Annotated in this window: 26 protein-coding genes; 11 read left to right on the top strand and 15 right to left on the bottom strand. The window is 59.5% G+C overall.

The features are described 5' to 3' along the window. Window positions 1–96: 96 nt before the first annotated feature. From ACP2AU_RS05785 to ACP2AU_RS05770, 4 genes are read left to right on the top strand one after another with little or no spacing between them, the layout of a single operon-like run. Window positions 97–2076, top strand: coding sequence for a 4Fe-4S binding protein (locus ACP2AU_RS05785; RefSeq protein WP_426375163.1), 1980 nt, complete (start codon window positions 97–99; stop codon window positions 2074–2076). A gap of 19 nt (window positions 2077–2095) precedes the next feature. Further along, complete coding sequence (locus ACP2AU_RS05780) at window positions 2096–2941, top strand: Mrp/NBP35 family ATP-binding protein (RefSeq protein ID WP_426375162.1); 846 nt, start codon at window positions 2096–2098, stop codon at window positions 2939–2941. Continuing rightward, entirely contained in the window at window positions 2938–3642 is a 705-nt protein-coding gene (locus tag ACP2AU_RS05775; RefSeq protein ID WP_426375161.1) for a biotin/lipoate--protein ligase family protein, read from the top strand. Before ACP2AU_RS05780 ends, ACP2AU_RS05775 begins: the two co-directional genes overlap by 4 nt. Further along, window positions 3639–4115, top strand: coding sequence for a DUF6505 family protein (locus ACP2AU_RS05770; protein WP_426375160.1), 477 nt, complete (start codon window positions 3639–3641; stop codon window positions 4113–4115). The genes ACP2AU_RS05775 and ACP2AU_RS05770 overlap by 4 nt, the downstream gene beginning before the upstream one ends. Here the strand turns inward: ACP2AU_RS05770 and glp are convergent, their stop codons facing one another. The 7 genes from glp to ACP2AU_RS05735 all read right to left on the bottom strand — a co-directional run bounded on the left by glp (window position 4116) and on the right by ACP2AU_RS05735 (window position 9658). Beyond that, window positions 4116–5363 carry a gephyrin-like molybdotransferase Glp gene (glp, locus tag ACP2AU_RS05765; protein WP_426375159.1) on the bottom strand — a complete coding sequence of 416 codons (1248 nt, stop codon included), beginning with the start codon at window positions 5361–5363 and terminating at the stop codon, window positions 4116–4118. It lies immediately after the preceding gene. Next, window positions 5360–5887: a molybdopterin-guanine dinucleotide biosynthesis protein B gene (mobB, locus tag ACP2AU_RS05760; RefSeq protein WP_426375158.1), complete on the bottom strand. Its 528-nt coding sequence runs from the start codon at window positions 5885–5887 to the stop codon at window positions 5360–5362. The genes glp and mobB overlap by 4 nt, the downstream gene beginning before the upstream one ends. Then, window positions 5863–6450 (bottom strand): molybdenum cofactor guanylyltransferase MobA, encoded by a 588-nt coding sequence (gene mobA, locus ACP2AU_RS05755; RefSeq protein ID WP_426375157.1) that lies wholly within the window; start codon window positions 6448–6450, stop codon window positions 5863–5865. Before mobA ends, mobB begins: the two co-directional genes overlap by 25 nt. Next, window positions 6443–7312, bottom strand: a complete 870-nt coding sequence (gene fdhD / locus ACP2AU_RS05750; protein WP_426375156.1) for a formate dehydrogenase accessory sulfurtransferase FdhD — start codon at window positions 7310–7312, stop codon at window positions 6443–6445. Before fdhD ends, mobA begins: the two co-directional genes overlap by 8 nt. A 65-nt stretch (window positions 7313–7377) precedes the next feature. Then, window positions 7378–8184, bottom strand: coding sequence for a substrate-binding domain-containing protein (locus tag ACP2AU_RS05745; protein WP_426375155.1), 807 nt, complete (start codon window positions 8182–8184; stop codon window positions 7378–7380). Window positions 8185–8216: 32 nt separating this feature from the next. Then, the gene (locus tag ACP2AU_RS05740) at window positions 8217–8963 is read right to left on the bottom strand and encodes an ATP-binding cassette domain-containing protein (protein WP_426375154.1); all 747 of its coding nucleotides are present in this window, start codon (window positions 8961–8963) and stop codon (window positions 8217–8219) included. Next, window positions 8960–9658 (bottom strand): ABC transporter permease, encoded by a 699-nt coding sequence (locus tag ACP2AU_RS05735; RefSeq protein WP_426375153.1) that lies wholly within the window; start codon window positions 9656–9658, stop codon window positions 8960–8962. Before ACP2AU_RS05735 ends, ACP2AU_RS05740 begins: the two co-directional genes overlap by 4 nt. 116 nt (window positions 9659–9774) lie before the next feature. Here ACP2AU_RS05735 and ACP2AU_RS05730 point away from each other — a divergent pair, with 116 nt between their 5' ends. Then, entirely contained in the window at window positions 9775–10659 is an 885-nt protein-coding gene (locus ACP2AU_RS05730; protein WP_426375152.1) for a substrate-binding domain-containing protein, read from the top strand. Between the two features lie 65 nt (window positions 10660–10724). On the opposite strand, the gene trxA is transcribed toward ACP2AU_RS05730, so the two are convergent. Further along, window positions 10725–11051, bottom strand: coding sequence for a thioredoxin TrxA (gene trxA / locus ACP2AU_RS05725; protein WP_011784020.1), 327 nt, complete (start codon window positions 11049–11051; stop codon window positions 10725–10727). A 244-nt stretch (window positions 11052–11295) separates the two neighbouring features. On the opposite strand from trxA, the gene ppx reads away from it, so the two are divergent. Beyond that, window positions 11296–12846, top strand: a complete 1551-nt coding sequence (gene ppx / locus ACP2AU_RS05720; RefSeq protein ID WP_426375316.1) for an exopolyphosphatase — start codon at window positions 11296–11298, stop codon at window positions 12844–12846. Between the two features lie 12 nt (window positions 12847–12858). On the opposite strand, the gene ACP2AU_RS05715 is transcribed toward ppx, so the two are convergent. Then, a complete protein-coding gene (locus tag ACP2AU_RS05715; protein ID WP_426375151.1) occupies window positions 12859–14808 on the bottom strand; it encodes an ATP-binding cassette domain-containing protein in 1950 nt (649 codons plus the stop codon). Window positions 14809–14849: 41 nt separating this feature from the next. Here ACP2AU_RS05715 and ACP2AU_RS05710 point away from each other — a divergent pair, with 41 nt between their 5' ends. The 3 genes from ACP2AU_RS05710 to ACP2AU_RS05700 all read left to right on the top strand — a co-directional run bounded on the left by ACP2AU_RS05710 (window position 14850) and on the right by ACP2AU_RS05700 (window position 16630). Continuing rightward, the gene (locus ACP2AU_RS05710) at window positions 14850–15392 is read left to right on the top strand and encodes a DUF2390 domain-containing protein (RefSeq protein ID WP_426375150.1); all 543 of its coding nucleotides are present in this window, start codon (window positions 14850–14852) and stop codon (window positions 15390–15392) included. After that, the gene (locus ACP2AU_RS05705; RefSeq protein WP_426375149.1) at window positions 15383–15763 is read left to right on the top strand and encodes a DUF4124 domain-containing protein; all 381 of its coding nucleotides are present in this window, start codon (window positions 15383–15385) and stop codon (window positions 15761–15763) included. Before ACP2AU_RS05710 ends, ACP2AU_RS05705 begins: the two co-directional genes overlap by 10 nt. Before the next feature lie 135 nt (window positions 15764–15898). Further along, window positions 15899–16630, top strand: coding sequence for an FKBP-type peptidyl-prolyl cis-trans isomerase (locus ACP2AU_RS05700; RefSeq protein ID WP_426375148.1), 732 nt, complete (start codon window positions 15899–15901; stop codon window positions 16628–16630). An 85-nt stretch (window positions 16631–16715) separates the two neighbouring features. Here ACP2AU_RS05700 and rsd read toward each other — a convergent pair whose 3' ends face one another. Together rsd and ACP2AU_RS05690 are read right to left on the bottom strand one after the other, a co-directional pair. After that, the gene (gene rsd / locus ACP2AU_RS05695) at window positions 16716–17195 is read right to left on the bottom strand and encodes a sigma D regulator (RefSeq protein WP_426375147.1); all 480 of its coding nucleotides are present in this window, start codon (window positions 17193–17195) and stop codon (window positions 16716–16718) included. Window positions 17196–17298: 103 nt separating this feature from the next. Then, window positions 17299–17805 (bottom strand): disulfide bond formation protein B, encoded by a 507-nt coding sequence (locus ACP2AU_RS05690; RefSeq protein ID WP_426375145.1) that lies wholly within the window; start codon window positions 17803–17805, stop codon window positions 17299–17301. A gap of 101 nt (window positions 17806–17906) precedes the next feature. On the opposite strand from ACP2AU_RS05690, the gene ACP2AU_RS05685 reads away from it, so the two are divergent. Further along, window positions 17907–18365, top strand: coding sequence for a flagellar basal body-associated FliL family protein (locus tag ACP2AU_RS05685; RefSeq protein ID WP_426375144.1), 459 nt, complete (start codon window positions 17907–17909; stop codon window positions 18363–18365). Window positions 18366–18382: 17 nt separating this feature from the next. Here the strand turns inward: ACP2AU_RS05685 and rmf are convergent, their stop codons facing one another. The 4 genes from rmf to ACP2AU_RS05665 all read right to left on the bottom strand — a co-directional run bounded on the left by rmf (window position 18383) and on the right by ACP2AU_RS05665 (window position 24447). After that, entirely contained in the window at window positions 18383–18598 is a 216-nt protein-coding gene (gene rmf, locus ACP2AU_RS05680; protein ID WP_426375143.1) for a ribosome modulation factor, read from the bottom strand. 111 nt (window positions 18599–18709) lie between these two features. Then, the gene (gene gshA / locus ACP2AU_RS05675) at window positions 18710–20266 is read right to left on the bottom strand and encodes a glutamate--cysteine ligase (RefSeq protein WP_426375142.1); all 1557 of its coding nucleotides are present in this window, start codon (window positions 20264–20266) and stop codon (window positions 18710–18712) included. A gap of 64 nt (window positions 20267–20330) precedes the next feature. Continuing rightward, a complete protein-coding gene (locus tag ACP2AU_RS05670; RefSeq protein ID WP_426375141.1) occupies window positions 20331–22661 on the bottom strand; it encodes a Tex family protein in 2331 nt (776 codons plus the stop codon). Window positions 22662–22713: 52 nt separating this feature from the next. Further along, on the bottom strand, window positions 22714–24447 hold the full coding sequence (locus ACP2AU_RS05665) for a GGDEF/EAL domain-containing response regulator (protein ID WP_426375140.1): 1734 nt from the start codon (window positions 24445–24447) through the stop codon (window positions 22714–22716). A 147-nt stretch (window positions 24448–24594) separates the two neighbouring features. Here ACP2AU_RS05665 and rep point away from each other — a divergent pair, with 147 nt between their 5' ends. Further along, the gene (gene rep / locus ACP2AU_RS05660; protein ID WP_426375139.1) at window positions 24595–26613 is read left to right on the top strand and encodes a DNA helicase Rep; all 2019 of its coding nucleotides are present in this window, start codon (window positions 24595–24597) and stop codon (window positions 26611–26613) included. Window positions 26614–26662 lie beyond the last annotated feature (49 nt).

Below are 26662 nucleotides of genomic sequence, written 5' to 3'. Positions count from 1 at the left end.
GTTGGCCAATTGTCCAAAAGTAAATAGCTGTGGCATTCTCACAGAGTAAAGCCAATTCGCGTACGGAAAACAACAACGCAACCAGCAGGAATCCCGATGACAGCCCATAAAACCCTACTGTTATGCTCCTGCGACAAAACGCAGCGTTTCGACCCGAAGGCGCTGCAGGCCGCTGCCGGCGCCGAGCAAGTGGTGGCGGTGAATCAGTTGTGCGGCCACGACATGGGCATTGCCGCTGAGCACCTGGGAGCCAGCAACGAAGTACTGATTGCCTGTGGCCAGCAGGCCGCGTTGTTCGAACGCCTCGCCGAAGATATACACACCGAGACCCGGCACGTTGCGCCACTTTACACGATTGATATCCGCGATCGGGCGGGCTGGAGTGCTCCGGATGCCAAGCCCGAACGTTTGGCCGGCAAACAGGCGGCTCTGGTTGCTGCGGCCCAGCTACCGGCCCCAAATGCACCTTCGAAGAACATTCAGTCCAGCGGCGTTTGCTGCATCATCGGCCCGACTGAGCAGGCACTCAGGATGGCGGAGCTGGTCAAGGACGATCTGGGCGTCACCTGCATTGTGACTGATGCAGGCCCCATACAGTTGCCTTCTGCCGAGTACGACATGGCGAGGGGGCAACTGACGGGGGCCTATGGCGCGCTGGGCAACTTCAAGCTGGAATTTGCCCAACTGCAAACCCTGAATCCCGCCGGTCGCGGTGAACCGGGTTACGGCGCAGCGAAAGCCACTGCCCGGAGCGAATGCGATGTGTTTATCGACCTGCGCGGCGGTGCCCCTGCCTTCCCCAGCCACCAGAAACGCAACGGCTATTTCTGGGCCGACCCGAAAAAGGCCGGAGAGCTTGAGCGCATTGCCCTGACCGCCCGGGAACGCGTGGGCGAGTTCGAAAAAACGGTGTATTTCAGGCTGGAAGAAGCCCTGTGCGCGCACTCACGGGCCAACCAACCCGGCTGCACCCGATGTCTGGACGTCTGCCCCACCGAGGCGATTTTTTCTGCCGGCGACCATGTCCAGATCGATTCGGACATCTGCGCCGGCTGCGGGTCTTGCGCGGCGGTTTGCCCAACGTCGGCGATCACCATGAACGAAACCCCGTTCGAGGCGCTGACCCAAGCCCTGGATGTGATGGCCAGGGTGTATCGGGAGCATACCAACGAATCCCCGCGCCTGGTTTTCCATACCCTCGGTGCCGGTGCTGAGGCCATTGCCTACCTGGCCCGTTACGATGACGGGCTGGCAGACGACCTGATCCCCATGGGACTGGAGCATACTGACCGCATTGGCCACGCCGAGATCATGGCCGCGTTCGGGGCGGGCTATGCCGAAGTGCTGATACTGGCCGATAACGAGCTAGATCGCCGGGCGCTGGCTGCGGAAGTTGAACTGGCTCAGGCCATGCTGACAGGTACTCATAACTCGCCGGGCCGGGTTCGAGTGATCGACCCGATCGAACTGTGCAATGCGGGCGACAACTCCGGCAGAGTAAGCGACCCCGTGCTGCTGGTCGGCGGGCGGCGGGACATCACCCGTGTCACGCTTACCGCGATGTCAGACACCGTAGTGGCGCCTATTCCTCTGCCAAAGGGCGCACCCTATGGCGCGATAGAGATCGATTCCGATAAGTGTACGCTGTGCCTGGCGTGCGTATCGCTGTGTACGACCGGCGCTCTGGGCGACCATCCGGACCGGCCCGAAATCCAGTTCACGGAAAATGCGTGTGTTCAATGTGGAGTCTGCGACAGCACTTGCCCGGAAACCGCCATCACCCTGATTCCCCGGCTGGACCTTTCCAAAGAGGCGCTGAGTGCCCGGCCACTTCATGGTGAAGAACCTTTCGAATGCATAAAATGTGGCACGCCGTTTGGCGTCGCCAGCACCATCAACCGAATTGTTGAAAAGCTGGAAAACCAGCACTGGATGTACAAGAACCCGGACAACCTGCAACTCATCAAAATGTGCGATGACTGCCGGGTCAAATCCCAGTTCCATGCGGATAAGGCACCCATGGCAGGGGGCGAGCGCCCCCGGGTTCGCACCAGTGACGATTACCTGGACAGCTAACAATCAAGCAGGGCACAACATGGTCGAGTACACCGAAGTCGGAAAACCCAACCTGATCGGTACGGACGCGCCAAGGCCGCAGGACAAAAACCCCAGGGGGATCAGCCGTATCATCGCCGTTGCCTCGGGCAAGGGCGGCGTGGGCAAATCCACGGTGGCGTCCAATCTGGCTGTCGCTCTGGCATCGAAGGGGCTGAAAGTCGGTCTTCTGGATGCCGATGTTTACGGGCCAAGCCAACCCCGTATGCTGGGGGTGTCCGGTCGCCCGTCCAGCCCGGATGGGCATACCATCCTGCCTCTGCGCAATCATGGCGTGACCCTGATGTCGCTGGGCCTGATGGCCACCGAAGACGAAGCCATTGTCTGGCGGGGGCCTATGCTGATGGGCGCCCTGGAACAGATGATGAACCAGGTGGATTGGGGCCGGCTGGATGTGCTGCTGGTAGACCTTCCCCCGGGCACGGGCGATGTCCAGATGACCCTGAGCCAGAAGTTTTTTGTGGCCGGCGCCATTGTCGTCTCGACACCCCAGGACATTGCGCTGATGGACGCCCGCAAAGGCATCGATATGTTCAACCGCATGGATGTGCCCCTGTTCGGCCTGATTGAAAACATGGCCTCGTTTGTCTGCGACGGCTGCGGCAAAGAACATCACCCGTTTGGCTCCGGCGGCGCCCGGGCCGAGGCCGAAAAGATCGGAGCCCCGTTTTTGGGCGAGATCCCCCTCGATCTGGACATTCGTGTCGGGTCTGACGGCGGCGTGCCTATCGTCGTGTCCAAGCCGGAAAGCCCTCAGGCAAAAGCCTTCCAGCACATCGCGGACGAGATCACTGCATCCGATGTCTACGCCCGGGCAATCCTATGATCAAATCCCCTCTGTTCCCGCCGCTGCTGACGGGAGAAGCGGTCCCCAAACACACGGACCCGTTTAACAAAGCGGTCAGCCGGGCGATTGCCGGTATTGATTCAGGCACCATTTTTTACTCCGATGCGGGCGGGACCTTACGCGCAGCTCTGGTGCTGGCGCCGGAAACACCCCTTGAGGAGGCCATCCAGGGCGTTTATGTTGCCCAGATCGGCCTCGCTGAAAGCCTCGGGGCCCTGGCGCCACCGGAAGTCCCCGTGCACTTTGAATGGCCGGATCGTATCAAGGTCAATGGCGCGCTCTGTGGTGCGTTTCGTTTTGCCACAGATACTTCAGACCCCAAGGCATACCCTGACTGGCTGGTCATTGGCATTGATGTGCCGTTCAGGCAGGCATGGGAAGAGCCCGGTCAGAATCCGAATCAGACCTGCCTGGCAGAAGAAGGCTGTGTCGACATCACCCCCATGGCACTGCTTGAAAGCTGGTCAAAACACACGCTTTTATGGCTAACCTACTTCATGGACAGTGGTTTTGAACGCGTCCACAAAGAGTGGCGGCCACGCTGCGACACCATCGGCAAGATGATCGACTATCCGGAGCAGGGCGTTTTCGTCGGGCTGGACGACAAAGGCCGGATGTTACTGCGCCAGGGCGCCATGACCGAAACCCTAAGCCTGATCACCTTCGCGGAGCACGTATGAAACTCGCCCGAACCCTGCGCCTGGACATATCCGATGAAAACGTCTTTGAACAGCCGGCCGCCAGCGGTGAATGGGCAATCTCGGGAGGATTTGAATTTTCCAACTGGACAGAAGCCGACCTGACAGGCAAAGCCCGCCAGGCCTTCGCCAACGGTTGGTACAGTGTCGAATCCGGGGGCCGCGCCAGCTTTGTTGGCGTATGCAAGATCACCGGCGCGGAACTGGAACAGGTGCGAAAAACCCTGGCGCAAACCTTTGTTGAGCAGTATGGCGCGCCAGACCTGGACGCGGCCTACCCTGTTGCCTGCGAAGAAATCGACCAGATGTGTGAGATGTGCGAGGACTTCGAAGAGAACACCTTGTTGATGGTCAGTCGCACGCTGACGGAGCTCGGTGTTGAGGAAACCTACCGCTCCCGGGCGCCCCAAGATGCCTCGCTAGACGCGTTTGCTGTGCACGGCAGCGTCGAGTGATTACAACCCGAAGCTGCCGTAAGGCATAAACCGCACCGGAGTTCCCGGTTCTATTTGCCGAGCGCTGCCATCCAGCTCCACCAACCCCTCGGACCAGGCCAGACCGGTCACCCGGCCCGAGCCCTCCGAACCAAACACCTCCACCTGGCCATCGCGGACCCGCGCCCGCAACATCTCGCTGCGCCCCGGCTTTTTGTCTTTATGGAAGTTGGCCGGCAAGACATAGGCCCGGGGTTCAAACCACTCACTGCCGGCCAGAAGCGACATGGCCGGCGCCCCGAAACGCAACGCGCAAACCCAGGCCGCCACCGGATTGCCCGGCAAGCCCACCACCGGCGTGCCCTGATACATCGCCAGTGCCAGCGGGCGACCGGGCTTTATGGCAATGCGCCAGTTGCTGATGTCACCATGGGCTTTCAGGGTTTTTGACACGTGATCTTCATCACCGGCGGAGATGCCGCCACTGGTCAGGATCAGGTCACACTGCTGTGCCCCTTGCTCGAGCACGGCTTTGACCTCTTCGGCCCGGTCAAGCACATGGCCAAGGTCTACCAACTCATAACCGAGCTGCCCCACCATTGCGCTCAGCATCGGGCGATTGGCGTCGTAGATTTGCCAGTCGGTCACCGCGGAGCCAACCGGCTTCACCTCATCGCCCGTAGACAGCACCCCGACCCGGAGCCGCTGATACACATCCACCAGCTCGACACCGACGCTGGCAAGCACCGAAATCTGGGTAGGTGTCAGGCGGGTACCTGCGGTAAGAATCTTGTCCTGCGCGTGAATATCCTCTCCGGCCTGACGCACATTCGCGCCGGCTTTTAACGTTCCCTGCAAATGCAGCTGGCCATCAACAACCTCGCAATCCTCTTCCAGAACCACGGTATCAGCACCGGCCGGGATCACCGCGCCGGTCAGAATCCGGATCGCATGACCAGCAGGCACCTGCTGCCGATAGGGTTCTCCGGCCGCGCTCCGGCCATCAACCAGAGGCAGAACGCAGGGCACCCGGGTTAAGGGGCCGGCAAGCGCATAGCCATCGACCGCGGAATTGCTGCTGGGAGGATGAGCCCGTGGAGCATAAACATCGTTTGCCAGTATCCTGCCGCTCACCTGTGACAGCGGCACCGCACGCTCCACTTCCACGACAGGGTGCAAACGGGCGCGTAACCGTTCCAGCGCTTCTTCTACCGGCGTCCAGTTAACCCCGGGGGGCAGAGCAAAACAGTCATTACGGAGCGGTTTCATGACTCTCCCGATGTTGGTTTTTCATAACTCAGTACAAAATCGGCAATACCCGATACATCATTCAGATCGAAAACCGGGCCGGAAAAGTCAGCCGCGTAATCCGCAGCCACTGCGATCACGCTGGCATCTTCCAAATACAGGGGCGTTCGCGAACCGTCCTGCCGGAGCACTTCAATTTTTTGGTGCGAATGGGTTTTAAATCCTTCCACGACAACCCAATCGCATGGGCCCAGACGGGCCAGCAATTCATCCAGCCCCGGCTCTCTGGTACCCCGGAGTTCGTGCATGATGGCAAAACGTTGCCCGCCTGCCAGGATAACCTCCTGGGCACCCGCATTCCGGTGCTTGTAGCTATCCGTGCCCGGCTGATCGACATCCACCTGGTGATGGGCGTGTTTGATCGAGCTGACCACCAGCCCCCGATCGGAAAGCTCACGGATCAAGGCGCTGGCCAGCGTTGTTTTCCCGGAATTTTTCCAGCCTACGATACCAATCACATTCACGTAAGGTGTTTCTCCGCCCACGCCAGATCCTCTGGTGTGTTGATGTTGAAAAAATCGCCCTCGTTGAAAACCACCAGGGTCTCTCCCTGGGCTTGCGTCCACTGGCGAATCTTGCGTACGCCGTCTTTCAGGGCGGCTCGCAGCTCATGGCGCAAGGCGACTTGCCAGCGGCCAAAGGTCGGTTGAGGCAGTCGACCGCGTTCGGGGTCCGGGGTGGCCGCCAACACCACCGGCGTATCATACCCGGCCAGCTGCTCCGCCAGATTCCGGGGGAACGAGGGCGTATCAGCCGCCACGCTGATCAACCAGTCATAGCCCTGCCCGGCCGCCCAGTCCATACCCGCAAGCACGCCAGCCAGAGGCCCGGGGAAATCGCCAATCGAGTCCGCCACAACAGGCAGGCCCAGATCATCAAACCGAGCCGGATCGCCATTGGCGTTCAGTACAACCGCATCAACCTGCGGGGTAATACGCTCGATAACGCGGTCTATGAGGGACTGACCTCCCAGCATCAGCCGCCCCTTGTCACCACCGCCCATCCGGTTGGCCTGGCCACCGGCCAGAATCACCGCGCACTCAGTCATGCCCCGCCCCTTTTCGACGCAGTTTCTTGTCTTCATCAGGCACCAGAGACAAGTCCTGATCAAACACCAGCCGGTGCTGCCCACTGAGGCAGGTGAACTTCTTGCCCCGCATCCGCCCGATCAGCGTCAGGCCGACCTGCCGGGCAATATCGACACCCCAGGCGGTAAAGCCCGACCGGCTGATCAGGGTCGGGATGCCCATCAAGGCGGTCTTGATGACCATTTCAGAGGTCAGTCGGCCCGTGGTGTAAAGCACCTTGTCTGCCGCCGGAATGCCGTTCAGATGCATCCAGCCGGCGATCTTGTCGACGGCATTATGGCGCCCGACATCTTCCATATACGCGAGAATGTCTCGCCCCTGGCACAGGGCCGTGCCATGAATGGCACCGGTTTCCATGTACAGGCTGGGGGTGTGATTAATCTGGTAGGAGAGATCGTAAAAGGTGCTGGTGTGTACCGGTGTATCCGGCAGCGACAGCCCCTCCAAACCGGCCATCATGTCACCGAACACCGTACCCACGGCGCAACCGGAGGTCCGGGTTTTCTTTTTCAGCTTGTCCTCGACATCCGTCACATCTGCGGTGCGCACCACAGCGACTTCCAGCTCTTCATCGAAATCAATCCTGGTAACGCGATCGGTTTCTTTGAGCATACCCTGATTCAGGAGAAAGCCGAGTGCCAGATACTCCGGGTGATCGCCGATGGTCATAGCGGTGACAATCTCCCGGCTATTCAGATAGATCGTCAGAGGGCGCTCTTCGATCACGCTAACGGACCTGGACTGGCCTTTTTCGTCAACGCCCTCGACTGTGCGCGATAACCGGGGATCTGCAGGATTCGGCAGAAGAGTTTTAATCGTCATGTTTTTGGTAACACTTTCAGGAACTCCCCTGCCTTGAATCTCAATCAGCGTCAGGAAAGGTTAGCCTATTTGGCATTCGGAAAAAACAGCTGCTGGCCGTCGACTTTAAAGTCAGCGATCGCTTGCTGGCCTTCTTCGGAGATCAGCCATTGATGCCACTGTTTGGCAAGATCGTGCTTGAGGTGTGGGTGTTTTTCCTCGGAAAGCAACAAACTGCCGTATTGGTTGAACAGTACCTTGTCGCCTTCGAATAACAGCGTCAGGTTCTGAGGGTTTCCGAATGCCACCCAGGTGGCGCGATCCGACATCACATAGGCATCCATGGCCGCCGCGGTGTTCAGCGTTGGCCCCATGCCGCTGCCAAGTTCCCGGTACCAGTCGCCATCCGGCTCAACACCGGCACTCTCCCAACGGCGCAATTCGGCACGGTTGGTACCGCTGTCATCGCCACGAGAGGCGAAAGGGGCCTCGGCACTGGCGATGGCCGCGAAGGCTTCGGCGGCAGTCTGCGCCTGACGGATATTCGCCGGATCTCCTTCAGGACCAATCAGCACGAAGTCGTTATACATAACATCGGCTCGCTCGCTGGCGTAACCGTTTTCAACAAAGCGCTGCTCGCCTGCGGTGTCGTGCACCAGAAGGCTGTCAGCATCGCCGCGGCGCGCAATCTCAAACGCTTGCCCGGTGCCCACGGCCACCACTCGAACTTCGATACCGGTAGCGTCTTCAAACTTTGGCAAAATGGCGCTGAACAACCCTGAATTCTCGGTAGAGGTGGTCGAGGCCAGAGTGATGTAGTCATCGGCACACGCACTGAAGGCCAGGCCCATACTGGTCAGACCGGCCAGTACCAGATTAAGCGTCTTTCTCATCTTGTTTTCTCCTTTTAGATGTTTGAACCGGACTATTCGACCAGTTCTCCTGCGATGAACGCCTGTGCTTCTCGTGAGACAGGCTGTTCAAAAAATACTTCAGAGGGGGTGTGTTCCCGGATTTTCCCGCCGGACAGGAAAAGCACATCGCCGGCCAGGCGTCGGGCCTGGTGGATATCGTGGGTGGTCATGACAATGCGCGTTCCCCGCCGGTGAAACTCGAGCACTGCGGCCTCTACCGCTTTAATCGCCGCCGGATCAAGCGCGGAGGTGGGCTCATCCAGGAACAGCACCTGCGGCGAAAGCAGCCAGGCCCTTGCCAGCGTCAGGCGCTGCTGCTGTCCGCCGGAGAGCACCCTGGCAGGATTTTTTGCGTAGGCGGCCAGCCCGAATCGATCAAGGGCGTCCATGGCGCGCTTCATCCGCTCCCGGCGCGGGACATGATTCACCGCCAGGGCGTGCATGAGGTTGGCCACTGCCGAGCGGCGCAGAAGCACCGGTTGCTGGAAGACCATGGCCTGGCGGGGGCAATGCTCGTGACCTGGCCAGGAGATTTGCCCAAGCGTTGGCAACAACAAACCATGGGCCAGACGCAGCAGCAGGCTCTTGCCGGCACCGTTAGGCCCCATCACCAGGGTTGGGCCGATACCCTCCAGAGTGAACGAACAGGGCCCCAGCAAGGGCTTTTCCTCAAGGCGGAAAGTAACGTCCTCAAAGCGCAGAGCCGGCGGTGCCAGAAAGCCGGGTGAGGAAAGGCATGAGGCGTTCAGCGATGTCATCCCAACCGCCTCTTGGTCATTTCACCTACCAGATAAGCGCCCGCGTTAATCAGCATCACCAGAGTCAGCAGCACAATGCCCAGCCCGAGCGCCAATGGCAGGTTGCCTTTACCGGTTTCCAGGACAATGGCAGTGGTCATTACCCGGGTCACCCCATCAATATTGCCACCGACCATCATTACCGCGCCCACTTCGGCACTGGCGCGGCCAAAGCCGGCGAGCAAAACGGTCAATAGAGCAAAACGGGCGTCCCACAGCAGGGTGGGCATCATCCGCGCCCGTGACATACCAAGCGACATGAACTGCTCCCGGTATTCGCCCAGCATTTCTTCGATCTTCTGGCGCGACAGTGCCGCCAGAATCGGCAGCACCAGCACCACCTGGGCAATCACCATCGCGCCCGGCGTAAACAGAAATCCCAGCTCACCCAGCGGGCCGGCGCGCGAGAGGAGCAAGTACACCATCAGCCCCGCCACCACGGGAGGCAGACCCATCAAAGCATTGAGCACCACGATTACCCCGCCGCGACCGGGGAAGCGCCACAGCGCTACGGCGGCGCCCAGGGGGAAGCCCAGCACGGCCGCGATCAGCACGGCCATGAGCGACACCTTCAGCGAAAGCACCACGATCTGGAACAATGAGGCATCAAGACTGACAAGTAGCGAGAGCGCCACATCGAACGCATTATTTTCCAAAGCTGCGTCTCCTTGTTATTTGAGCATCGTGGAGTTTATAACTACGCTTTGCACAGCCTTCTGGAAAATATGCAGTTTAAAACAGCCCTCAGCCATGCCGGACAGCAGGAAACGCGATGCCCCATCCCACTTACCTCACAACAGCCGAAGCCGCCGAATATCTGCGCCTGAAAGAGCGCAAAATCTACGATTTGGTCAGTCAAGGCGTGATTCCCTGTGTGCGGGTAACCGGAAAACTGCTGTTTCCGCGCCAGCGTATCGATCTTTGGCTGATGAACCACCTGGAAGGCGACGATGCGGTGAGCTCTCCGACACCGCCCGTTCTGGCAGGTAGCCAGGACCCACTTCTGGAATGGGCAGTGAAGGAAAGTGGCGCGGAGCTGGCCCTGCTCTGCCAGGGGAGCGGCGACGGCGTGCAACGATTGATTGATGGGCGGGCCATGCTCGCTGGAATGCACATCTGGCACGCCGGAACCCGGCGTTACAATGAGCCTGCCACCCTGGGCCTGAGCGGTATGCGCGATCTGGTGCTGATTCGATGGGCAAAACGCCAGCAGGGCCTTCTGTTACCTCCCGAGAACCCCCATCGAATCACGCGGCTGGAGGATGCTACCCGCCCCGGCATACGCATCGCCCATCGCCAGCCCGACGCCGGTGTCAGCCATTTGCTGCAGAGCTTGCTCACCCGCCATCACATTGATGCCCACCAGCTGACATGGGCCGCTCATCCATCGCTCAGCGAAGATGATCTTGCGCTGGCGATCCGCCAGGGCGAAGCCGATATCGGAGTGGGGATTGAAGCGGCAGCCCGGCGCCAGGGATTGGCATTTATCCCTCTGCAAGAGGAGCATTTCGACCTGGCCATGCGCAGACGCCACTACTTTGAGCCGGCGATGCAGCGCTTGCTGGCGTTTGCCAGAAGCGAGCGCTTCGTTCAGCGGGCCGCCGCCCTGGGAGGCTACGACATCAGCGAGCTGGGCACCGTTGTTTATAACGCCTGAACAGCCCAATAAAAAACCGCCCGGGAGCCTGGCTCCGGGGCGGTTTTCCGGCGATCAGGGTGCAATCAGAGATTGCTGTCCAGGAAGGCCGCAAGCTGTGACTTGGACAACGCGCCAACCTTGGTGGCATCAACATTGCCATTCTTGAACAGCATCAGGGTGGGAATACCACGGATGTTGAACTTGGGCGGTGTCTGCTCATTTTCATCGATGTTAAGTTTGCAGACCTTCAGCTTACCGTCGTACTCATCGGCGATTTCTTCCAGAACCGGGGCGATCATCTTGCACGGACCACACCACTCGGCCCAGTAGTCTACCAGTACCGGTACATCAGACTTCAGTACATCCTGCTCGAAGGAAGCGTCGGTGACATTAACGATATTTCCGCTCATTACCTTTTCCTGATTCAGGCGCTCCGGGGCGATGCTTCCGGCCCTGCGGGAGTCGCTATTGACTGTAGTGGTCGCTATTCCTGTTCCGGACCGACCACCCGGTGAAGACAATCTATTACTTTACGCGATAGCCGGCCCTTATGTGAAGCTGCTTGTCTCAGGCAGAAGCTTGATCCGTGTCAGTAATGTCCGTAGCCGGTTACTGACACACGCCGGAAGTTTCACTTATAGTACGGGCAAGTTCATTCCACACAGGACGCCTATCAACGTGACGGCCGCATCTACTGCCGAAAAGCCTGACCCCGCCCCTGATATGCTGGCAGCCATCGACATGGGCTCCAACAGTTTTCATATGGTCGCCGCCCGCCTGGTACACGGCGAAATCCGCACCGTTGAGAAGATGGGCGAGAAAGTCCAGCTGGGCGCCGGGCTGGATTCCTCCAACTGCCTTACAGAAGAAACCCAGCAGCGGGCCCTGCAATGCCTCAGCCGGTTTGCCCAACGCCTTCAGGGTATGCCGGCCGAAGGGGTTCAGATTGTCGGCACCAACGCGCTCCGGGTAGCACGCAATGCCCACGAGTTTATTGCCCGTGCCGAAGAGGTCCTCGGTTACCCTGTAGAGATCATTGCCGGGCGTGAAGAAGCGCGGCTGATTTATCTCGGCGTCTCCCATACCCTTTCAGATGACACCGGCCGGCGGCTGGTGATCGACATCGGCGGTGGCAGCACCGAATTCATTATCGGTCAGCGGTTCGAGCCGCAGTACCTGGAAAGCCTGCATATGGGCTGTGTCTCTTTCCGTAACCGTTATTTCCCCGATGGCAAAATTACCCGTCGACAGATGGACAAAGCCATTACTCACGCCGAGCAGGAATTGCAGAATATCCGCCAGCATTACCGCTCGGCCGGCTGGCAGAGCGCGGTGGGCTCGTCGGGTTCCATCAAAGCGATTGCCAACGTGCTATCGACCCTCAAGATCACCGATGGCAGCATCAACCGTGAAGGCATGGAAGAGCTGCGCAAGCGCCTGATCAGCATGGGCAAGGTCGACAAACTGGCCGAACTGGGGGTGCGCCAGGACCGCCAAAGCATCTTCCCCGCAGGATTCGCGATCCTGATGGCAGCGTTCCGATCGCTCGACATCCAGACCATGGTCTTTGCCGACGGCGCCCTGCGCGAAGGGTTGCTGTATGACATCGTGGGGCGCATACAACACGAAGATGTCCGGGAGCGGACGATCACCGCGCTTCAGGAACGGTACCACGTCGACCAGGCCCACGGTGCCGCCGTCGAGGACACCGCCATTGCCGCCTGGGAGCAGGTGGCGGACCAGTGGGGGCTGCGCACGGCTGCTGATGAAGATGTGCTTCGCTGGGCCTGCCGGTTGCACGAGATCGGCCTGACCATATCCCACAGCCAGTACCACAAGCATGGCGCTTACCTGCTGCGGTACTCGGACCTGCCCGGTTTCAGCCAGCCATTCCAGAAAGATCTGGCGACACTGGTTCGCGGCCACCGCCGGAAATTCTCAACGGCCGTATTCGAGGGCATCGAGCCTGCAGACCGACCCCGGCTGACCTATCTTTGCGTACTGGTGCGGCTGGCGGTACTGATCCAGCACCCACGCAACCTCGAGACCCCGCCGGCGTTCACCCTCCATGGCCACGACAACCGCCTGGTAGTTGAATTTCCGGAAGGCTGGCTGGATAACCGCCCGCTGACTCTGGCGGACCTGGAAAATGAACGGGATTATCTCGCCCGCCAGGGCTTTACCCTGGAAATCGCGGGCCGGTAATACCGGCCCCGATCAGCCACCGGCCAGCTCCGCCTCCAGGCTCTCGACAGTTTCGCTGACCTCCAGCCACTGCGCCTCAACCACCTCGAGCTGGCGCTTGTACTCAGCCTGCTCGGCCAACAGCTGCTTCAGCTGGAGCTTCTGCTCGTCACTGTAGAGGTCCGGGGCCGCCAGGCTGGCTTCGACCGCAGACAGCTTTTCCTGTAACTGGTCCATGCCGGATTCCAGCTTTGCCTGCTTTTTCCGCCAGGGGCTGAGCTTTTGTCGCAGTTCCGCCTCCTGGCGTTTGCGCGCCTTGCGCTCATCGGCCGTCAACGTGCCTGCCGCGGCATCGCCATCGGGCGTCTCCGGACTCTCCGCCACCTCCCGGCGAGGTGGCGACTCTTCGTCTTTGCGACGGTCAGCCAGCCAGCGCTCGTAATCATCCAGGTCCCCCTCGTACTCACTGACCTGACCATCACAAACCAGCCAGAAGCCGTCTACCGTATTGCGCAGCAGATGGCGGTCGTGGGAGACCACAACAATGGCGCCATCGAAATTCTGCAGCGCCATGGTCAACGCCTGGCGCATTTCCAGGTCCAGATGGTTGGTCGGCTCGTCCAGCAACAGGAGATTGGGCTTCTGCCAGGCAATAACCGCCAGGGCCACCCTCGCCTTCTCACCACCGGAGAAAGACCGAATGGGCGCCATTGCCTCATCGCCATGAAAATCGAAGCCTCCCAGGAAATCCCGCACTTTTTGCTCGGACGCATTCGGCGACAGGCGCTGCAGATGCACAAAAGGGCTGGCATCCAGATCCAGTGATTCCAGCTGGTGCTGGGCAAAATAACCGATGGCCAGGTGCTCACCGCAGGTGCGTTCGCCATTGAGCAACGTCCCCGTGCCACGCAAGGCATCCATAAAAGTAGACTTGCCGGCACCATTCGGGCCCAGCAGCCCGATACGGGTGCCGGGCAGGAGCGTCACGCTGATGTTCTGCAGAATGGGCTGCTCGCCGTGGCCGGCTACGCCATGACGAATCGCCAGCAGCGGATTCGACACCTTGTCGGCCATCGGAAACTCGAAACTGAACGGTGAGTCCACATGAGCCGGCGCAATTTTTTCCATTCGCTCCAGGGCCTTGACCCGGCTCTGGGCCTGCCGGGCCTTGGTTGCTTTGGCCTTGAACCGATCAATAAAGCGCTGGATTTCAGCAATTCTTGCCTGCTGCCGTTCATAGCCAGCCTGCTGTTGGGCCAGTCGTTCGGCGCGCTGGCGCTCAAAGGCGGAATAATTGCCGGTGTAAAGCGCCAACTGCTTCTGATCGAAGTGCACCAGGTGGGTAGCCACCCGATCCATGAAATCCCGGTCGTGGGAGATAAACAACAGGGTGCCCGGATATTTTCTCAGCCAGTTTTCCAACCACAGACACGCATCCAGATCCAGGTGGTTGGTGGGCTCATCGAGCAATAGCAGTTCAGAGGGCCGCATCAAAGCTTGCGCCAGATTCAGCCGAATGCGCCAGCCCCCCGAGAAGGCAGAGACGGGGCGCTCGGCATCGCTGTCCACGAAGCCCAGGCCCCTGAGCAGTCCCTCTGCCCGCCGGGGGGCCGACCAGGCCTCGTGAATATCCAGCTCGCCGTGCAATCGGGCGATGGCGTGATCGTCTTCACGCGCCTCCGCCTCGGCAAGCTCCCGCTCCATTCGACGGAGCTCAGTGTCGCCGTCGAGCACGAAATCCCGGGCAGAGCGGGACGAGGCGGCCACTTCCTGGGCCATGTGGGCAATACGACACCCACCGGGCAGCCCCACGCGGCCCTGCTCCGACTGTAATTGACCCAACAAGAGCTGAAACAGGCTGGATTTACCGGCTCCGTTGGAACCCACAATAGCAACACGCTGGCCGGGCTGAACGGTCAGGTTCACGTTTTCTAGCAACCAGACGCCGCCCCGTTGTAAACTGAGATCGGTTATCGTTAACATAGATTAATCTATCCACGGATTACTGCCAGAGAAGCCCCACCATGACCGTTCAGCACGCGGAGCCTCTGGAGCTTCCAACAGACATGGAACCGGACAATCCGCTATGGCGTTATGCCCTCGCCCAGTGGCAAGATCCAGAGATCGCCAGGGTCTGTCTGGAGCTGCAGTCTGAGGGTTGGAGCGTCACCCGCATTCTCTGTGCCGGCTGGCTGGCCACGCGCGGTCAAGCCTTCTCTGGCGCTGAGGACGCTAAGGTAACAGAGTGGCGCACCCGTGTAACCGGTTGCCTGCGCTCCGCTCGCAAGTCCGTTCCCCGAGCCAATGCATCTGGCGAGGCGTTACGAGAGACTATGGCAAAGGCAGAACTGTTGGCCGAACAGCTGGAACTGGCTCTTGCCTGGCAATCACTGAGCACCACCAAACCGGAGATCGGACACATGCAGGAACCAGGCACACTGATCAGGCAGAATCTTTTCGCTGCCGCGCCGTGCCGAAATATCTCCCGGCGGCAGACCCATCAACTGGACCTGCTGGCCAGCCGACTGGCTGATCAGACCACCGGGGGCGAGACACCATGCACGTAAAATGGCTGATCCGGCTCTCCTTCCCGGCGCTCGGCCTGTTACTGTTGCTGATTTTTTTCGGCCTCGGCGATCCACAACAGGTATCCGAACCTGCGAAAACCGAACAGGCAGAGAACATCCCGTCGTTTGAGGGTCTTCTGCCATCACCAATCCCGACCGAGGGCCCGGACATCGTATTTAAATGGCAGGACACGGATGGCAACTGGCATTATGCCGACCAGCCCCCGGCCCAGGGCCCCTGGAACGCACTGGCAATCGAACGCCCGGAGCCCGGTGCCCGCCAGCGCCAGACGATCAATCCGGAAGACGACTGGCAAGCGCCCTATCAGGCCCCCTACTCGCTTAACGGCACACCCGCCAACGGCTCATGATTCCGGCCAGTCAGGCCCGGGCAATGCGTCTCTGATTAACACATGTTCAGTGGCATCCTGCCGCTGAACCCGTTACCTTGTGGGCTTTCAAAATTTATGGGCGGAAGCCCGGATAGACACACAAAGGATGAGACCATGAAGAAGACCCTTATGGCGATTGCCATTACCGGCCTGGTTGCCGGTTGTTCCACGGCCCAGGAATCCGCAACAGATCCGGCTCTGGAAACCACGCCCGAAAAAGTCAGTTATGGCATGGGCCTGGTGCTTGGCGAACGCATGAGCAATGATTTACCCGATCTCCAGATGGACCAGTTCCTTCAGGGCATCCAGCATGGTCATGCCGGTAATGAAGACAACAAGCGACTGACCCGGGAACAGATCCAGGAAGCGCTGATGGCCTACCAGCAGGAGCTCCAGCAAAAGCAGGAACAGCAACTGGAGGGCCTGGCACAGGAAAACAAAGAGGCCGGTGAAGCATTCCTGGCGGAAAATGCCGAGCGCGACGGCGTTGAAACCACCGAATCCGGCCTGCAATACGAAGTGCTTGAAGAAGGTAACGGCGAGCATCCCGGTGCAGAAGATCAGGTAGAAGTTCACTACACCGGCACGCTGATCAGCGGTGAAGTTTTTGATAGCTCACGCGAACGCGGCCAAACGGTGACTTTCGGCCTGAACCAGGTCATCCCGGGCTGGACCGAAGGCCTTCAACTGATGACCGAGGGCGCCCGCTACAAACTGTACATCCCATCCGATCTGGCCTACGGCCCGGGCGGCAATCAGGCCATTGGGCCCAACGAGACCCTGGTATTCGATGTTGAGCTGGTTACCATCAATCCGGGCGAGGAAGCCGCCGGAAACGGCGAATAACCCCCGCCTTTTCGCTCAAAAAAACCGGCGCCATTTCTGGCGCCGGTTTTTTATACGGAGCGAGCCAAAGGGGCAAACCAGGAAATCAGGCTGAGGCGACTTTCCCTGCGTGCGCGGTGTGCAGGTTCTCGATAAGGAAATCTTCCATCTCGAAGCGCGACTCCAGGACTTCTCCCAACCGAGACAGTTCCGAAAACAGGTCTTTCACCTCAGTCTCGGACAAGGCGTTGCCATCCAGCCTGTCGTTGAAATTCAGCGCCACTTCGGTGGTTTGCTCGATCCGCGGGTACAGCTTCGCCGCCAATTCAAGGCCACCATCGTTAAACTCACGAGCTTCCTGAATAAGCTGCTCGTAGACCTCGAAGTGGCCGGCGGACACATAGTCCACAAGCACCTCGCACAAACGCACGAATTTCTCCCGGAGCTCGTCAGTCTGGGAAAAATCACTTTCCCCGGACAGCTCACAATAACGAACCAGCAGTTCCTGGCGCTCTTTCAGCCAGCGATCGATCAGCTCGCTCACGCCTCCCCAGCGCTCCCTGGCATTCCGGCAATTTTCCAACATGACGCCTCTCTCCTCCTGGTCAATCCGCCCGATCTCCGGCCGCCGTCTTGAACCCTGTATGTGGCAACCAAGTTACCCTAGGCCATGGCGCCCCGCAACTGTTTCAGCCCTGAACCCAGCTTCGGGAAGGATAGCGGCGAAACATGATAAACAGCCCCAGCACGATTAGCAGGCTGAAGAAAACGGCCGTCCATCCGGGGATACTTAAACCGAGGAACCGCCAGACCACCTCGGCGCAATCGCCAGTGCCTCTGAGAGCGGTCGTCAACACCTCGAACAGGGGCAACACGTCCAGCAAATAGTCCACCGAGGGACCACAGGCTGGCACCTGATCGGCCGGCAGATTCTGCAACCAGAGCTGGCGCCCCGCCATACCCAGCCCGGCGCCGGAGGCAACAACCAGCAAGAGCCCGTACACCCGATTACCGAAACCAACCGGCCCCTGCAAAAACGCCAGCAAGCTGACCAGCCCGACGCCCATGAATCCGAAGCGTTGCAGCCAGCATAACGGGCAGGGCTCCAGGCCCATTACGTGCTCCATGTAGAAGGCCGCCGCCAATAAACTGGTGCACACCAGAAAGACCAACCCGAATATCCATCTGCTCGCCAAAACGCCACCCCGGAATCATGATGAAGACTGCATAATCTGCCACGGCCTGATATTCTCGGTTTATACCGAGCTGCCATTAGCCATTGGCACAATCCTAACCCATGACTAACGCCAAGCCTATGACCATTCTCAGAAAACTGACGCCAGCCTTATTACTGATGTTCTCCGTACTGGCGGCCTTGCCCGCGCTGGCCGAAGAACCGGAAGCGGAGGAGAACACTGAAGAAAAAGGCGTGACAGACTATATCGCCATGGAACCCGCATTCGTGACCCACATGGGGGAGCCGGGCACCAAAGTGACCTACCTGAAAGCCGCGGTGACCCTTCGGGCTTCCAGCGAAACCACACGGCCTGCGGTTGAAGCCCATATGCCCCGGCTGCGGCATGAAATAGTCATGTTATTCGGGGAGCAGACAGATCCTGACCAACTATCCTCCATGGACGGTCAGCAGGCCTTGCGGGAAGAAGCAACCAAACGGATTAATCAGGTACTCGAACAACAGCAAACCGGCGAGAGCATCACCGGCGTGCTGTTTACCGAATTTGTCGTGCAGCGATAGCCGGCGCGCCGCCGGTATCAGGCAATATGCGAGAACAGGTCGTCACCCGGCGGCGAGCGCCGGGCCCGCGCTTCGCCGGCATCATCCCAGCCGGCTTCCCAGGCAGCAATAACGACATCGCCCCGGTAAGGACAGCGTGATTTGGGCAGCCCCATCTCACCGGCCATACAGCCCTGACGATAGGCCTTGTTAAGCGCTTCCACATCCCATCCGAGCTTGATATCCGTTGCCATAAGCCACCTCCCTGCCTGATGTTATAGAAGGTAACAGCAGGTAACCGATCCGGCAAACCGGACAACGGATTCTGTGCGCCACATCCCCTTACCGATGTGACGCGTCCGGCGTCAGGATTTCAGATAGGCCGCCAGGAACTCCGGAAACGACTCTTTGTCTGCGGCTTCCTGTGCCTTCTGCTCGGCCAGGGATTGCGCGCTCATGGCCTGGAACTCGGCTTGTAAACCCGTTTCCAGCGGCTCCGACCTCAGGGTCTGCTGATGCTGCCGGGACATTTCCATCACCCAGTCCCGATGACCAAGCCCGGAGCTGCCCATGGCCTCCAGCACCCGGGCCGACGGCACCGACCAATCGCTGCCCTGAAGCTTTTCACGCTGCGCGGCCAGGGCGGCACCGTAGGTGTCTGCCTGATTCCAGCCATCCAGCAACTCCGCCAGGGGCTGCAGGCGCTCCAGCAACTCAACGGCGGCAGCCCCCACTGGCTCACGCCGTCCACCGCGGCAAAGACTGAGCGACGGAAGGCGCCCGCGAGCGACCACATCCTTGTAATTGTCATCCAGCCGTTCACATTCGTCGTCTTCAATGCGGGGCGATTCGGACAGCAAACAATCCAGCAGGAACAGGTCGAGAAAATCAATCTGCTCCCGGTTCACGCCCACCGGCGAGAAGGGGTCCAGGTCGAGACAGCGAACCTCGATGTATTCCACGCCCCGGGCGTCCAGCGCCTGGATCGGCTTTTCACCCGACCCGGTCGTGCGTTTGGGGCGCACGGCGCTGTAGTATTCGTTCTCAATCTGGAGCACATTGGTATTGATCTGGATGAACTCACCGTCGCGCTGCGTACCCATCGCCTCGTACGCCGGCCAGTTGGTGTGAATGGCACGATCCAGCGTTCGGGTATAGGTGTTCAGCTCATTGAAGCAGATGTTCAGCGATGCCTGGGCATTGTTATGGTAGCCAAGGTCGCCCATGCGCAGGGAGGTGGCATTCTGGCCATACCAGGTTCGATCATCAAACCGCGCCAGGTCATGTTGTACGCCAGAGACAAAGCTGGCATCCAGCGCCGGCGATGAGCCGAACAGCAACATCAGCAACCAGCTGCGGCGCCGGAAATTCCGGATTAACCAGAAGTACTGGTCGGATTTGAAGTCCTGAAGGCTGTCGCTGTTGCCCATCAACCCCTGCCATTTACGCCAGAAGCTGTCAGGCAGGGAGAGGTTGTAATGGGCGCCGGCTATACTTTGCATAATCCGGCCGTAACGCACGGCCAGGCCCTGGCGATAGACATGCTTGAGCCGCCCCGTATTCGAGCTGCCGTATTCGGCAATGGGGATACTGGCGTCACCATCAATCTCACAGGGCATACTGGCCGCCCAGAAAACCTCATCGCTCAGATTCTGCTGTACGAACCGGTGGGTGTCTCGCAGCGAGGCCAGCATGGCGCCGGTATTATCAAAAACCGGCGTGATCAGTTCCAGCAGCGCTTCGGAATAATCGGTGGTAATCCGGGGATGGGTCAGCGCGGAACCCAGGGCCTCCGGATGCGGCGTCTGGGCGATAAAGCCGTTGCCATCAACGCGCAGGCCTTCCTTTTCGACCCCTTTGAGGAAACCGTCCCAGTCACTGGCGGCAAGCTGGTAAAACAGGGAGTGGCGGGATTGTGCCATATTAAGCTCCTGTTGCAGCCGTTACCCCGTACAAGGGGTAACGGCCGAGAATCAATGGAAGGGATTAACGGCCATTCTTGCGGGCCGAAGCCAGCGCCTGTGCCAGGGCACCGGCCATGGCCCCCTTGGGCGCATTCTGGCTCTGCGCCGTCTGCGCCTTACGGCCCGGCTTGGGTCCGGCGTTCCTGTCGGAACCGCGTGCGGGGCGGTTGTCGGCGCCCGGCTCATCGTCCATGCGCATGGACAATCCTATCCGCTTGCGGGGAATGTCCACTTCCATCACCTTGACCTTGACGATATCCCCGGCCTTGACCACCTCTCTCGGGTCTTTCACGAAAGTATGGGACAGAGCGGAGATGTGCACCAGGCCATCCTGATGCACCCCGATATCGACAAACGCACCGAAGTTGGTCACGTTGGTGACAGAGCCTTCCAGCACCATACCGGGCTTGAGGTCGTTCAGGGTTTCCACGCCTTCCTCGAAATGGGCAAACCGGAATTCCGGCCGCGGGTCACGGCCGGGTTTCTCCAGTTCCGAAATAATGTCTTTGATGGTCGGCAGGCCAAACTGTTCGGTTACGTAATCTTTCGGATTCAGGCTCCGCAGAAACGCAGAATCCCCGATGATGTGCTCCACCTTCTTGCCATTCTGCGCGGCTATGGCCTCCACTACGCCGTAAGCCTCCGGATGCACGGAAGAACGGTCCAGTGGATTGTCACCACCGGCAATGCGCAGGAAGCCGGCGGCCTGTTCAAAAGTGCGGTCTCCCAGGCGCGAGACTTTCATCAGCTGCTTACGGCTGGTGAATTTCCCGTTCTGGCTGCGAAAATCCACAATGTTCTGGGCAATACTCTGGTTCAGGCCGGATACCCGCGTCAGCAAGGGTACCGACGCCGTGTTCAGGTCCACGCCCACGCCGTTTACGCAATCCTCGACCACCGCGTCCAGGCTGCGGGACATCTGTACCTGTGAGACGTCGTGCTGGTACTGCCCTACGCCAATGGACTTGGGCTCGATTTTGACCAGTTCCGCCAGCGGGTCCTGGAGTCGTCGGGCGATAGAGACGGCACCACGAATGGTGACATCCAGGTCCGGCAACTCCCGGGACGCAAATTCAGACGCTGAATAAATAGAGGCTCCGGATTCGTTCACCACGATGCGGGCCAGCTTCAGCTCAGGATAACGCTTGCTGAGATCGCCCACCAGTTTCTCCGTTTCCCGGGATGCGGTGCCGTTGCCGATAGCCACCAGTTCAATTTTGTATTTCTGACACCAGGCGGCCATCTGGGCGATGGACTGCTCCCATTTGTTCTGGGGGGCGTGAGGGAAAATGGCACCATGATCCACCACCTGGCCAGTGCCATCGATGACGGCGACCTTCACGCCGGTGCGCAGACCGGGGTCCAGGCCCAGCGTTGGCCGTGGGCCGGCCGGAGCCAGCAACAGCAGGTCTTTCAGATTGGCAGCGAAGACGTTGATGGCTTCGGTTTCGGCGGCCTCGCGCACCTGGGCCATAAGATCGGTTTCAATCTGGGTCGACAGTTTCACCCGCCAGGTCCAGCGCACCACATCCGATAACCACTTGTCGGCGGCGCGCCCGTTGTCACGAATCCCCCAGTGCGCGGCAATGCGCTGCTCGGCGGGGTGGGGCTGACGCCGGTCGTCGGTGCCATCGTCCATGACAATGGCGTACGCCAGAATACCCTCGTTCCGACCGCGCAGAATCGCCAGGGCGCGATGGGAAGGCACTTTTTTCAGAGGCTCGATGTGGTCGAAATAGTCCCGGAACTTCGCGCCTTCGTTCTCCTTGCCCTCGAGCACGCTGACTTTAAGCTGGCCCTGGTGCCAGACAAAATCCCGCAGACTGCCCAGCAATTCCGCATCTTCGGCAAACCGTTCCATCAAGATATAACGCGCGCCATCCAGAGCCGCTTTGGCATCGTCAATTTTCGCCTCAGGGTTCAGGTAACCTGCCGCTTCCTGTTCCGGGTCCCGGGTGGGATCTTCGTACAAGGTATCGGCCAGCGGCTCCAGGCCCGCTTCCCGGGCAATCTGGGCCTTGGTTCGGCGCTTGGGCTTATAGGGCAGGTAAAGATCTTCAAGGCGGTTCTTGGTGTCTGCGGCGTTAATGGAAGCCCGCAACTCGTCGCTCAGCTTGCCCTGTTCCTCGATACTTTTGAGAATGGTGCCGCGGCGGTCTTCCAGCTCCCGGAGATAACGCAGGCGTTCTTCCAGCGATCGCAGCTGGCTGTCATCCAGCGAACCGGTCACCTCTTTCCGGTAACGGGCAATGAAGGGAACGGTTGCGCCTTCGTCAAGCAGCGTGACGGTGGCATCGACCTGTTGTTCACGTACGCCGAGTTCGTCGGCAATGCGCCGGGAGATACTGTTCATGCAACCTCGATCTGGTATCGCGTTCAGAATTAATGCGCAAAGGTACAGCGGCTTACTTCTGCAGGCAAGCGGACTGGTTCTGACGGTTGAGGAATTGCACGAGGTCGTTCCAGGGCATGGGGCGGGCGTAATAGTAGCCCTGAACTTCATCACAGTGCTGCCGGCGCAGGAATTCCAGCTGGCCCTCGGTCTCTACGCCCTCTGCCACGACACTGATCTGCAGGCTGTGGGCGAGGCTGATGATCGCCCGGATAATGTGCTCGGCATCCGCCGACTTGCCAAGATCCTGTACGAAAGACTTGTCGATTTTGACCAGTGAGATAGGCAGGTGCTGCAGGTTGCTGAGAGAAGAAAACCCGGTACCAAAATCATCGAGGGCAAAACTGATGCCCAGCTGATTCAGCTCGCGCAGGCAACGCTGGGCGTAGTCCGGATCGTGCATCATGGCACTTTCCGTGAGTTCGAGTTCGAGCAGGCTGGTGTCGACATTGGCGTTGAAAATGATCCGGAAGATGGTCTCGGTCATTTTCCGGTCGTGGAACTGCCGGAACGACAGGTTGACCGCGAACACCAGCCCCGGAAACCCGAGCTCCGCCGACTCCTGCAGACGCTTGCAGGCCTGCTCGATCACCCAGTAGCCAATGGGTACAATCAGGCCGCTGCGTTCGGCCACGGGAATAAACTCGTCCGGGCCGACCAGGCCCCGCTCCGGGTGATTCCAGCGCAGCAAACACTCCACTCCGCGCACCTCTTCGGTAGTCAGATCGATGCGCGGCTGGTAATAAAGTTCCAGCTCCTTACCCCTCAAAGCACTGCGAAGATCTGCCTCGAGTCTGAGCTGATATCCGGCCGAGATGTGCAGCTGACGATCATAAAACCGGTAACTGGTGCCCGGGTCGCGCTTGGCTTCAAACATGGCCCGGTTGGCGCGCCGCAGCAGTTCTTCCGGGCTTTGACCGGCCTCCGGGTAGGTGGCCACTCCCAGGCTCGCACTCACAACAACATTCTGCCCATCCAGTGTGAGTGGCTCATCCAGCGAGGTCACCACCTTGCGGATGATCTGGGTAATATCGAGGGAATCTTCAACTTTTTCGACAATGATGGCCAGCTCATCACCGCCGATCCGCATCAGTGAGTCAACGCGTCTCAGCTTCTGCCGCAACCGGTCGGCCAGGCGGAACATCAACTGGTCGCTTTTCTGGTAACCAAAGGACTCGTTGATCGTACGGAAGTCGTCGATGTTGAGGTGCAGCAGGGCGAGACGGTGGTCCGCTCTCTCGGCGCGCAGCAACGCCTGTTGCAAACGGTCAAAGAACAGGTCGCGGTTGATGAAACCGGTAGCCACTTCCCGGCCCAGCTGGCCATGGGCCGATTCAGACAATTGCGACCGATACCAGAGGCATTTGACCGCACGCCGGAAGGCCCAGGCATCCAACCCCCTGCGGCTGAGGTAATCTGCCGCACCACATTCCAGCAAGCCGCTGGCCTTCTCCTCGCTCGGCTCGGCACTCAATGCCAGAACAGGCTTATCTTCACTGGACACCGCCAGATATTGCAGAAAAGACGTCTCGGAACCGCCATGAAAGGCACAGTCCCAGACAATCACGTCGAAACTGGCATTGGATATCAGGTCGTCACAGTCCACCAGATCCGGGCACCAGGTGGCGTCGCTGTCAAGCTCAGAGTCCCCGGCCAGCATGGCGCTCAACCAGAGGTAGTCCGCGTATTCCGGTGTCAGCACAAGAAGACGCAGGCAATCTGGCCTGGTGTCAGTGAGCGGTGTCATCTGGCGAGATCCATATGTCAGTACAGAGAAACGTAGTCCGTTACAGGAAAGCATAGCCCAAAGATCTGCAAGGTACAGCATGCCGGCCTGGTGTAGAATAGTGAGACGCTTAAATTCCACGCCCCGACCCCTTTTGGCAGCAACACTGTGAACAAGCTCAACCCCAGACAACGTGAAGCGGTGCGCTACGCGGACGGCCCCCTGCTGGTGCTGGCCGGTGCCGGCAGTGGCAAAACCAGCGTCATCACCCGCAAGATTGCCTACCTGATTGAAGAGCTCGGCATTCCCGGCCGTCACATTGCAGCCGTCACGTTTACCAATAAGGCCGCACGGGAAATGAAGGAGCGGGTCGGGCGGATTGTCGACCGGGGGAAAACCCGGGGCCTGATTGTGTCGACCTTCCACAATCTTGGCCTGAACATGATTCGGGAAGAGCATACCCACCTTGGCTACCACCCCGGTTTCACCATCTTCGATGCCGAGGACGCCAAGGCACTGCTGCAGGACCTGATGCTGCGGGAAGCCAGCGCCGATGCCGGCGACGAGCTGAACGATGTACAGATGACCATCTCATCCTGGAAAAACGCCATGCGCAGCCCCGCCGAGGCCTACAGCAAGGCGGCTGATGAGCGCGAGCAACGTATTGCCATCGTGTACAAGCACTACAACGAATACCTGAAGGCCTACAACGCGGTCGATTTCGACGATCTGATCCTGCTGCCCGTACAGCTGTTTCGGGACAATCCCGAGATACTGGCGAAATGGCGCCGCAAGATTCGCTATATGCTGGTGGACGAATACCAGGACACCAACGTGTGCCAGTACGAGCTGGTCAAACAACTGGTAGCTGAGCGGGCCGCGTTTACCGTGGTCGGCGACGACGACCAGTCCATCTATGCCTGGCGTGGCGCCCGGCCGGAAAATCTGGCTCAGCTAAAGGAAGACTTTCCGAGCCTGAAGATCGTCAAACTGGAGCAGAACTACCGTTCCACCAGCCGGATACTGCGTTGCGCCAATACCGTGATTGCCAACAACCCGCACGCCTTCGAAAAAGCCCTGTGGAGCGACCACACCATTGGTGAGGAAATCCGCATAATCCGCTGCCGTAACGAAGACGCGGAGACAGAACGGGTCGCTACCGAGATTCTTGACCAGAAGCTGAAAAACGGGCTGGACTTTAAGGATTTCGCGGTGCTCTATCGGGGCAACCACCAGGCCCGACTGCTGGAGATGAAGCTTCAGGCGTACCAGATTCCCTACCGCATATCCGGCGGGCAGTCGTTTTTCTCAAAGAACGAGATCAAGGATGCCATGTCGTACCTGCGGCTGATGATCAACCCGGACGACGATGCCGCCTTCCTGCGCGTGGTGAATGTACCGCGCCGGGAGATCGGCCCGCGCACCCTGGAGCAGCTGAGCCACTACGCCCGCTCCCGCAACGTCAGCCTGTTCAAGGCACTGGGGGACATGGGCGCGGAAACCCACGTCACCGAGAAAGGTCTGGACCGGCTGCGCCGCTTCGCCCACTGGGTGGACAAAACCTGCGAGCGCCTGTTCTCTGAAGACCCGATTCCGGTTGTCAAACAGCTGTTTACCGATATCGAATACGAGGAGTGGCTGCACCAGCATTCCGGCAGCCCGAAACAGGCCGAACGCCGGATGGAGAACATCTGGTACCTGGTGGAATCCACCCAGCGGATGCTTGACGACGGCAAGGGCACCGCCGACGAAATCGGCATTGAAGACGCCATCGCCAAGCTGGTGTTGCGCGACATGATGGAACAACGTGAGGAAGAGGATGACAGCGACAAAGTCCAGCTGTTAACCCTTCATGCCTCGAAAGGGCTGGAGTTTCCCCACGTATTCATTATGGGGCTGGAGGAGGAGATACTGCCGCATCGAAGCAGCATTGAGGAAGGCAATGTTGAAGAAGAGCGGCGCCTGATGTACGTGGGCATCACCCGGGCCCGGGAAACCCTGTCACTGACCTACGCGGCGACCCGCAAACAGTACGGCGAAAAACTGGAAACCATTCCCAGTCGTTTTCTGGACGAATTGCCGGACGAAGACCTGAAATGGGAAGGCTCGGGCGAGCAGGACAAGGAGGCCAACCAGAAAAAGGGCAAGGCCACGCTCAGCGCTCTGATTGGCGATCTGGGCCTGTAACTTCGGCGTTGCGCCTCTGGATGACAACCGGCCCTGAACGACGAAGCCC

Source organism: Marinobacter sp. VGCF2001, from assembly GCF_049943275.1.
Classification (GTDB): domain Bacteria; phylum Pseudomonadota; class Gammaproteobacteria; order Pseudomonadales; family Oleiphilaceae; genus Marinobacter.
This window is presented reverse-complemented; position numbering and strand designations above follow the sequence as displayed.

Coding starts and splice junctions, on each gene's coding strand:
- ACP2AU_RS05785 (WP_426375163.1), top strand. CDS start 97: ATGACAGCCCATAAAACCCTACTGTTATGCTCCTGCGACAAAACGCAG.
- ACP2AU_RS05780 (WP_426375162.1), top strand. CDS start 2,096: ATGGTCGAGTACACCGAAGTCGGAAAACCCAACCTGATCGGTACGGAC.
- ACP2AU_RS05775 (WP_426375161.1), top strand. CDS start 2,938: ATGATCAAATCCCCTCTGTTCCCGCCGCTGCTGACGGGAGAAGCGGTC.
- ACP2AU_RS05770 (WP_426375160.1), top strand. CDS start 3,639: ATGAAACTCGCCCGAACCCTGCGCCTGGACATATCCGATGAAAACGTC.
- glp (WP_426375159.1), bottom strand. CDS start 5,363: ATGAAACCGCTCCGTAATGACTGTTTTGCTCTGCCCCCCGGGGTTAAC.
- mobA (WP_426375157.1), bottom strand. CDS start 6,450: ATGACTGAGTGCGCGGTGATTCTGGCCGGTGGCCAGGCCAACCGGATG.
- fdhD (WP_426375156.1), bottom strand. CDS start 7,312: ATGACGATTAAAACTCTTCTGCCGAATCCTGCAGATCCCCGGTTATCG.
- ACP2AU_RS05745 (WP_426375155.1), bottom strand. CDS start 8,184: ATGAGAAAGACGCTTAATCTGGTACTGGCCGGTCTGACCAGTATGGGC.
- ACP2AU_RS05740 (WP_426375154.1), bottom strand. CDS start 8,963: ATGACATCGCTGAACGCCTCATGCCTTTCCTCACCCGGCTTTCTGGCA.
- ACP2AU_RS05730 (WP_426375152.1), top strand. CDS start 9,775: ATGCCCCATCCCACTTACCTCACAACAGCCGAAGCCGCCGAATATCTG.
- trxA (WP_011784020.1), bottom strand. CDS start 11,051: ATGAGCGGAAATATCGTTAATGTCACCGACGCTTCCTTCGAGCAGGAT.
- ACP2AU_RS05715 (WP_426375151.1), bottom strand. CDS start 14,808: ATGTTAACGATAACCGATCTCAGTTTACAACGGGGCGGCGTCTGGTTG.
- ACP2AU_RS05710 (WP_426375150.1), top strand. CDS start 14,850: ATGACCGTTCAGCACGCGGAGCCTCTGGAGCTTCCAACAGACATGGAA.
- ACP2AU_RS05705 (WP_426375149.1), top strand. CDS start 15,383: ATGCACGTAAAATGGCTGATCCGGCTCTCCTTCCCGGCGCTCGGCCTG.
- ACP2AU_RS05700 (WP_426375148.1), top strand. CDS start 15,899: ATGAAGAAGACCCTTATGGCGATTGCCATTACCGGCCTGGTTGCCGGT.
- rsd (WP_426375147.1), bottom strand. CDS start 17,195: ATGTTGGAAAATTGCCGGAATGCCAGGGAGCGCTGGGGAGGCGTGAGC.
- ACP2AU_RS05685 (WP_426375144.1), top strand. CDS start 17,907: ATGACTAACGCCAAGCCTATGACCATTCTCAGAAAACTGACGCCAGCC.
- rmf (WP_426375143.1), bottom strand. CDS start 18,598: ATGGCAACGGATATCAAGCTCGGATGGGATGTGGAAGCGCTTAACAAG.
- gshA (WP_426375142.1), bottom strand. CDS start 20,266: ATGGCACAATCCCGCCACTCCCTGTTTTACCAGCTTGCCGCCAGTGAC.
- ACP2AU_RS05670 (WP_426375141.1), bottom strand. CDS start 22,661: ATGAACAGTATCTCCCGGCGCATTGCCGACGAACTCGGCGTACGTGAA.
- ACP2AU_RS05665 (WP_426375140.1), bottom strand. CDS start 24,447: ATGACACCGCTCACTGACACCAGGCCAGATTGCCTGCGTCTTCTTGTG.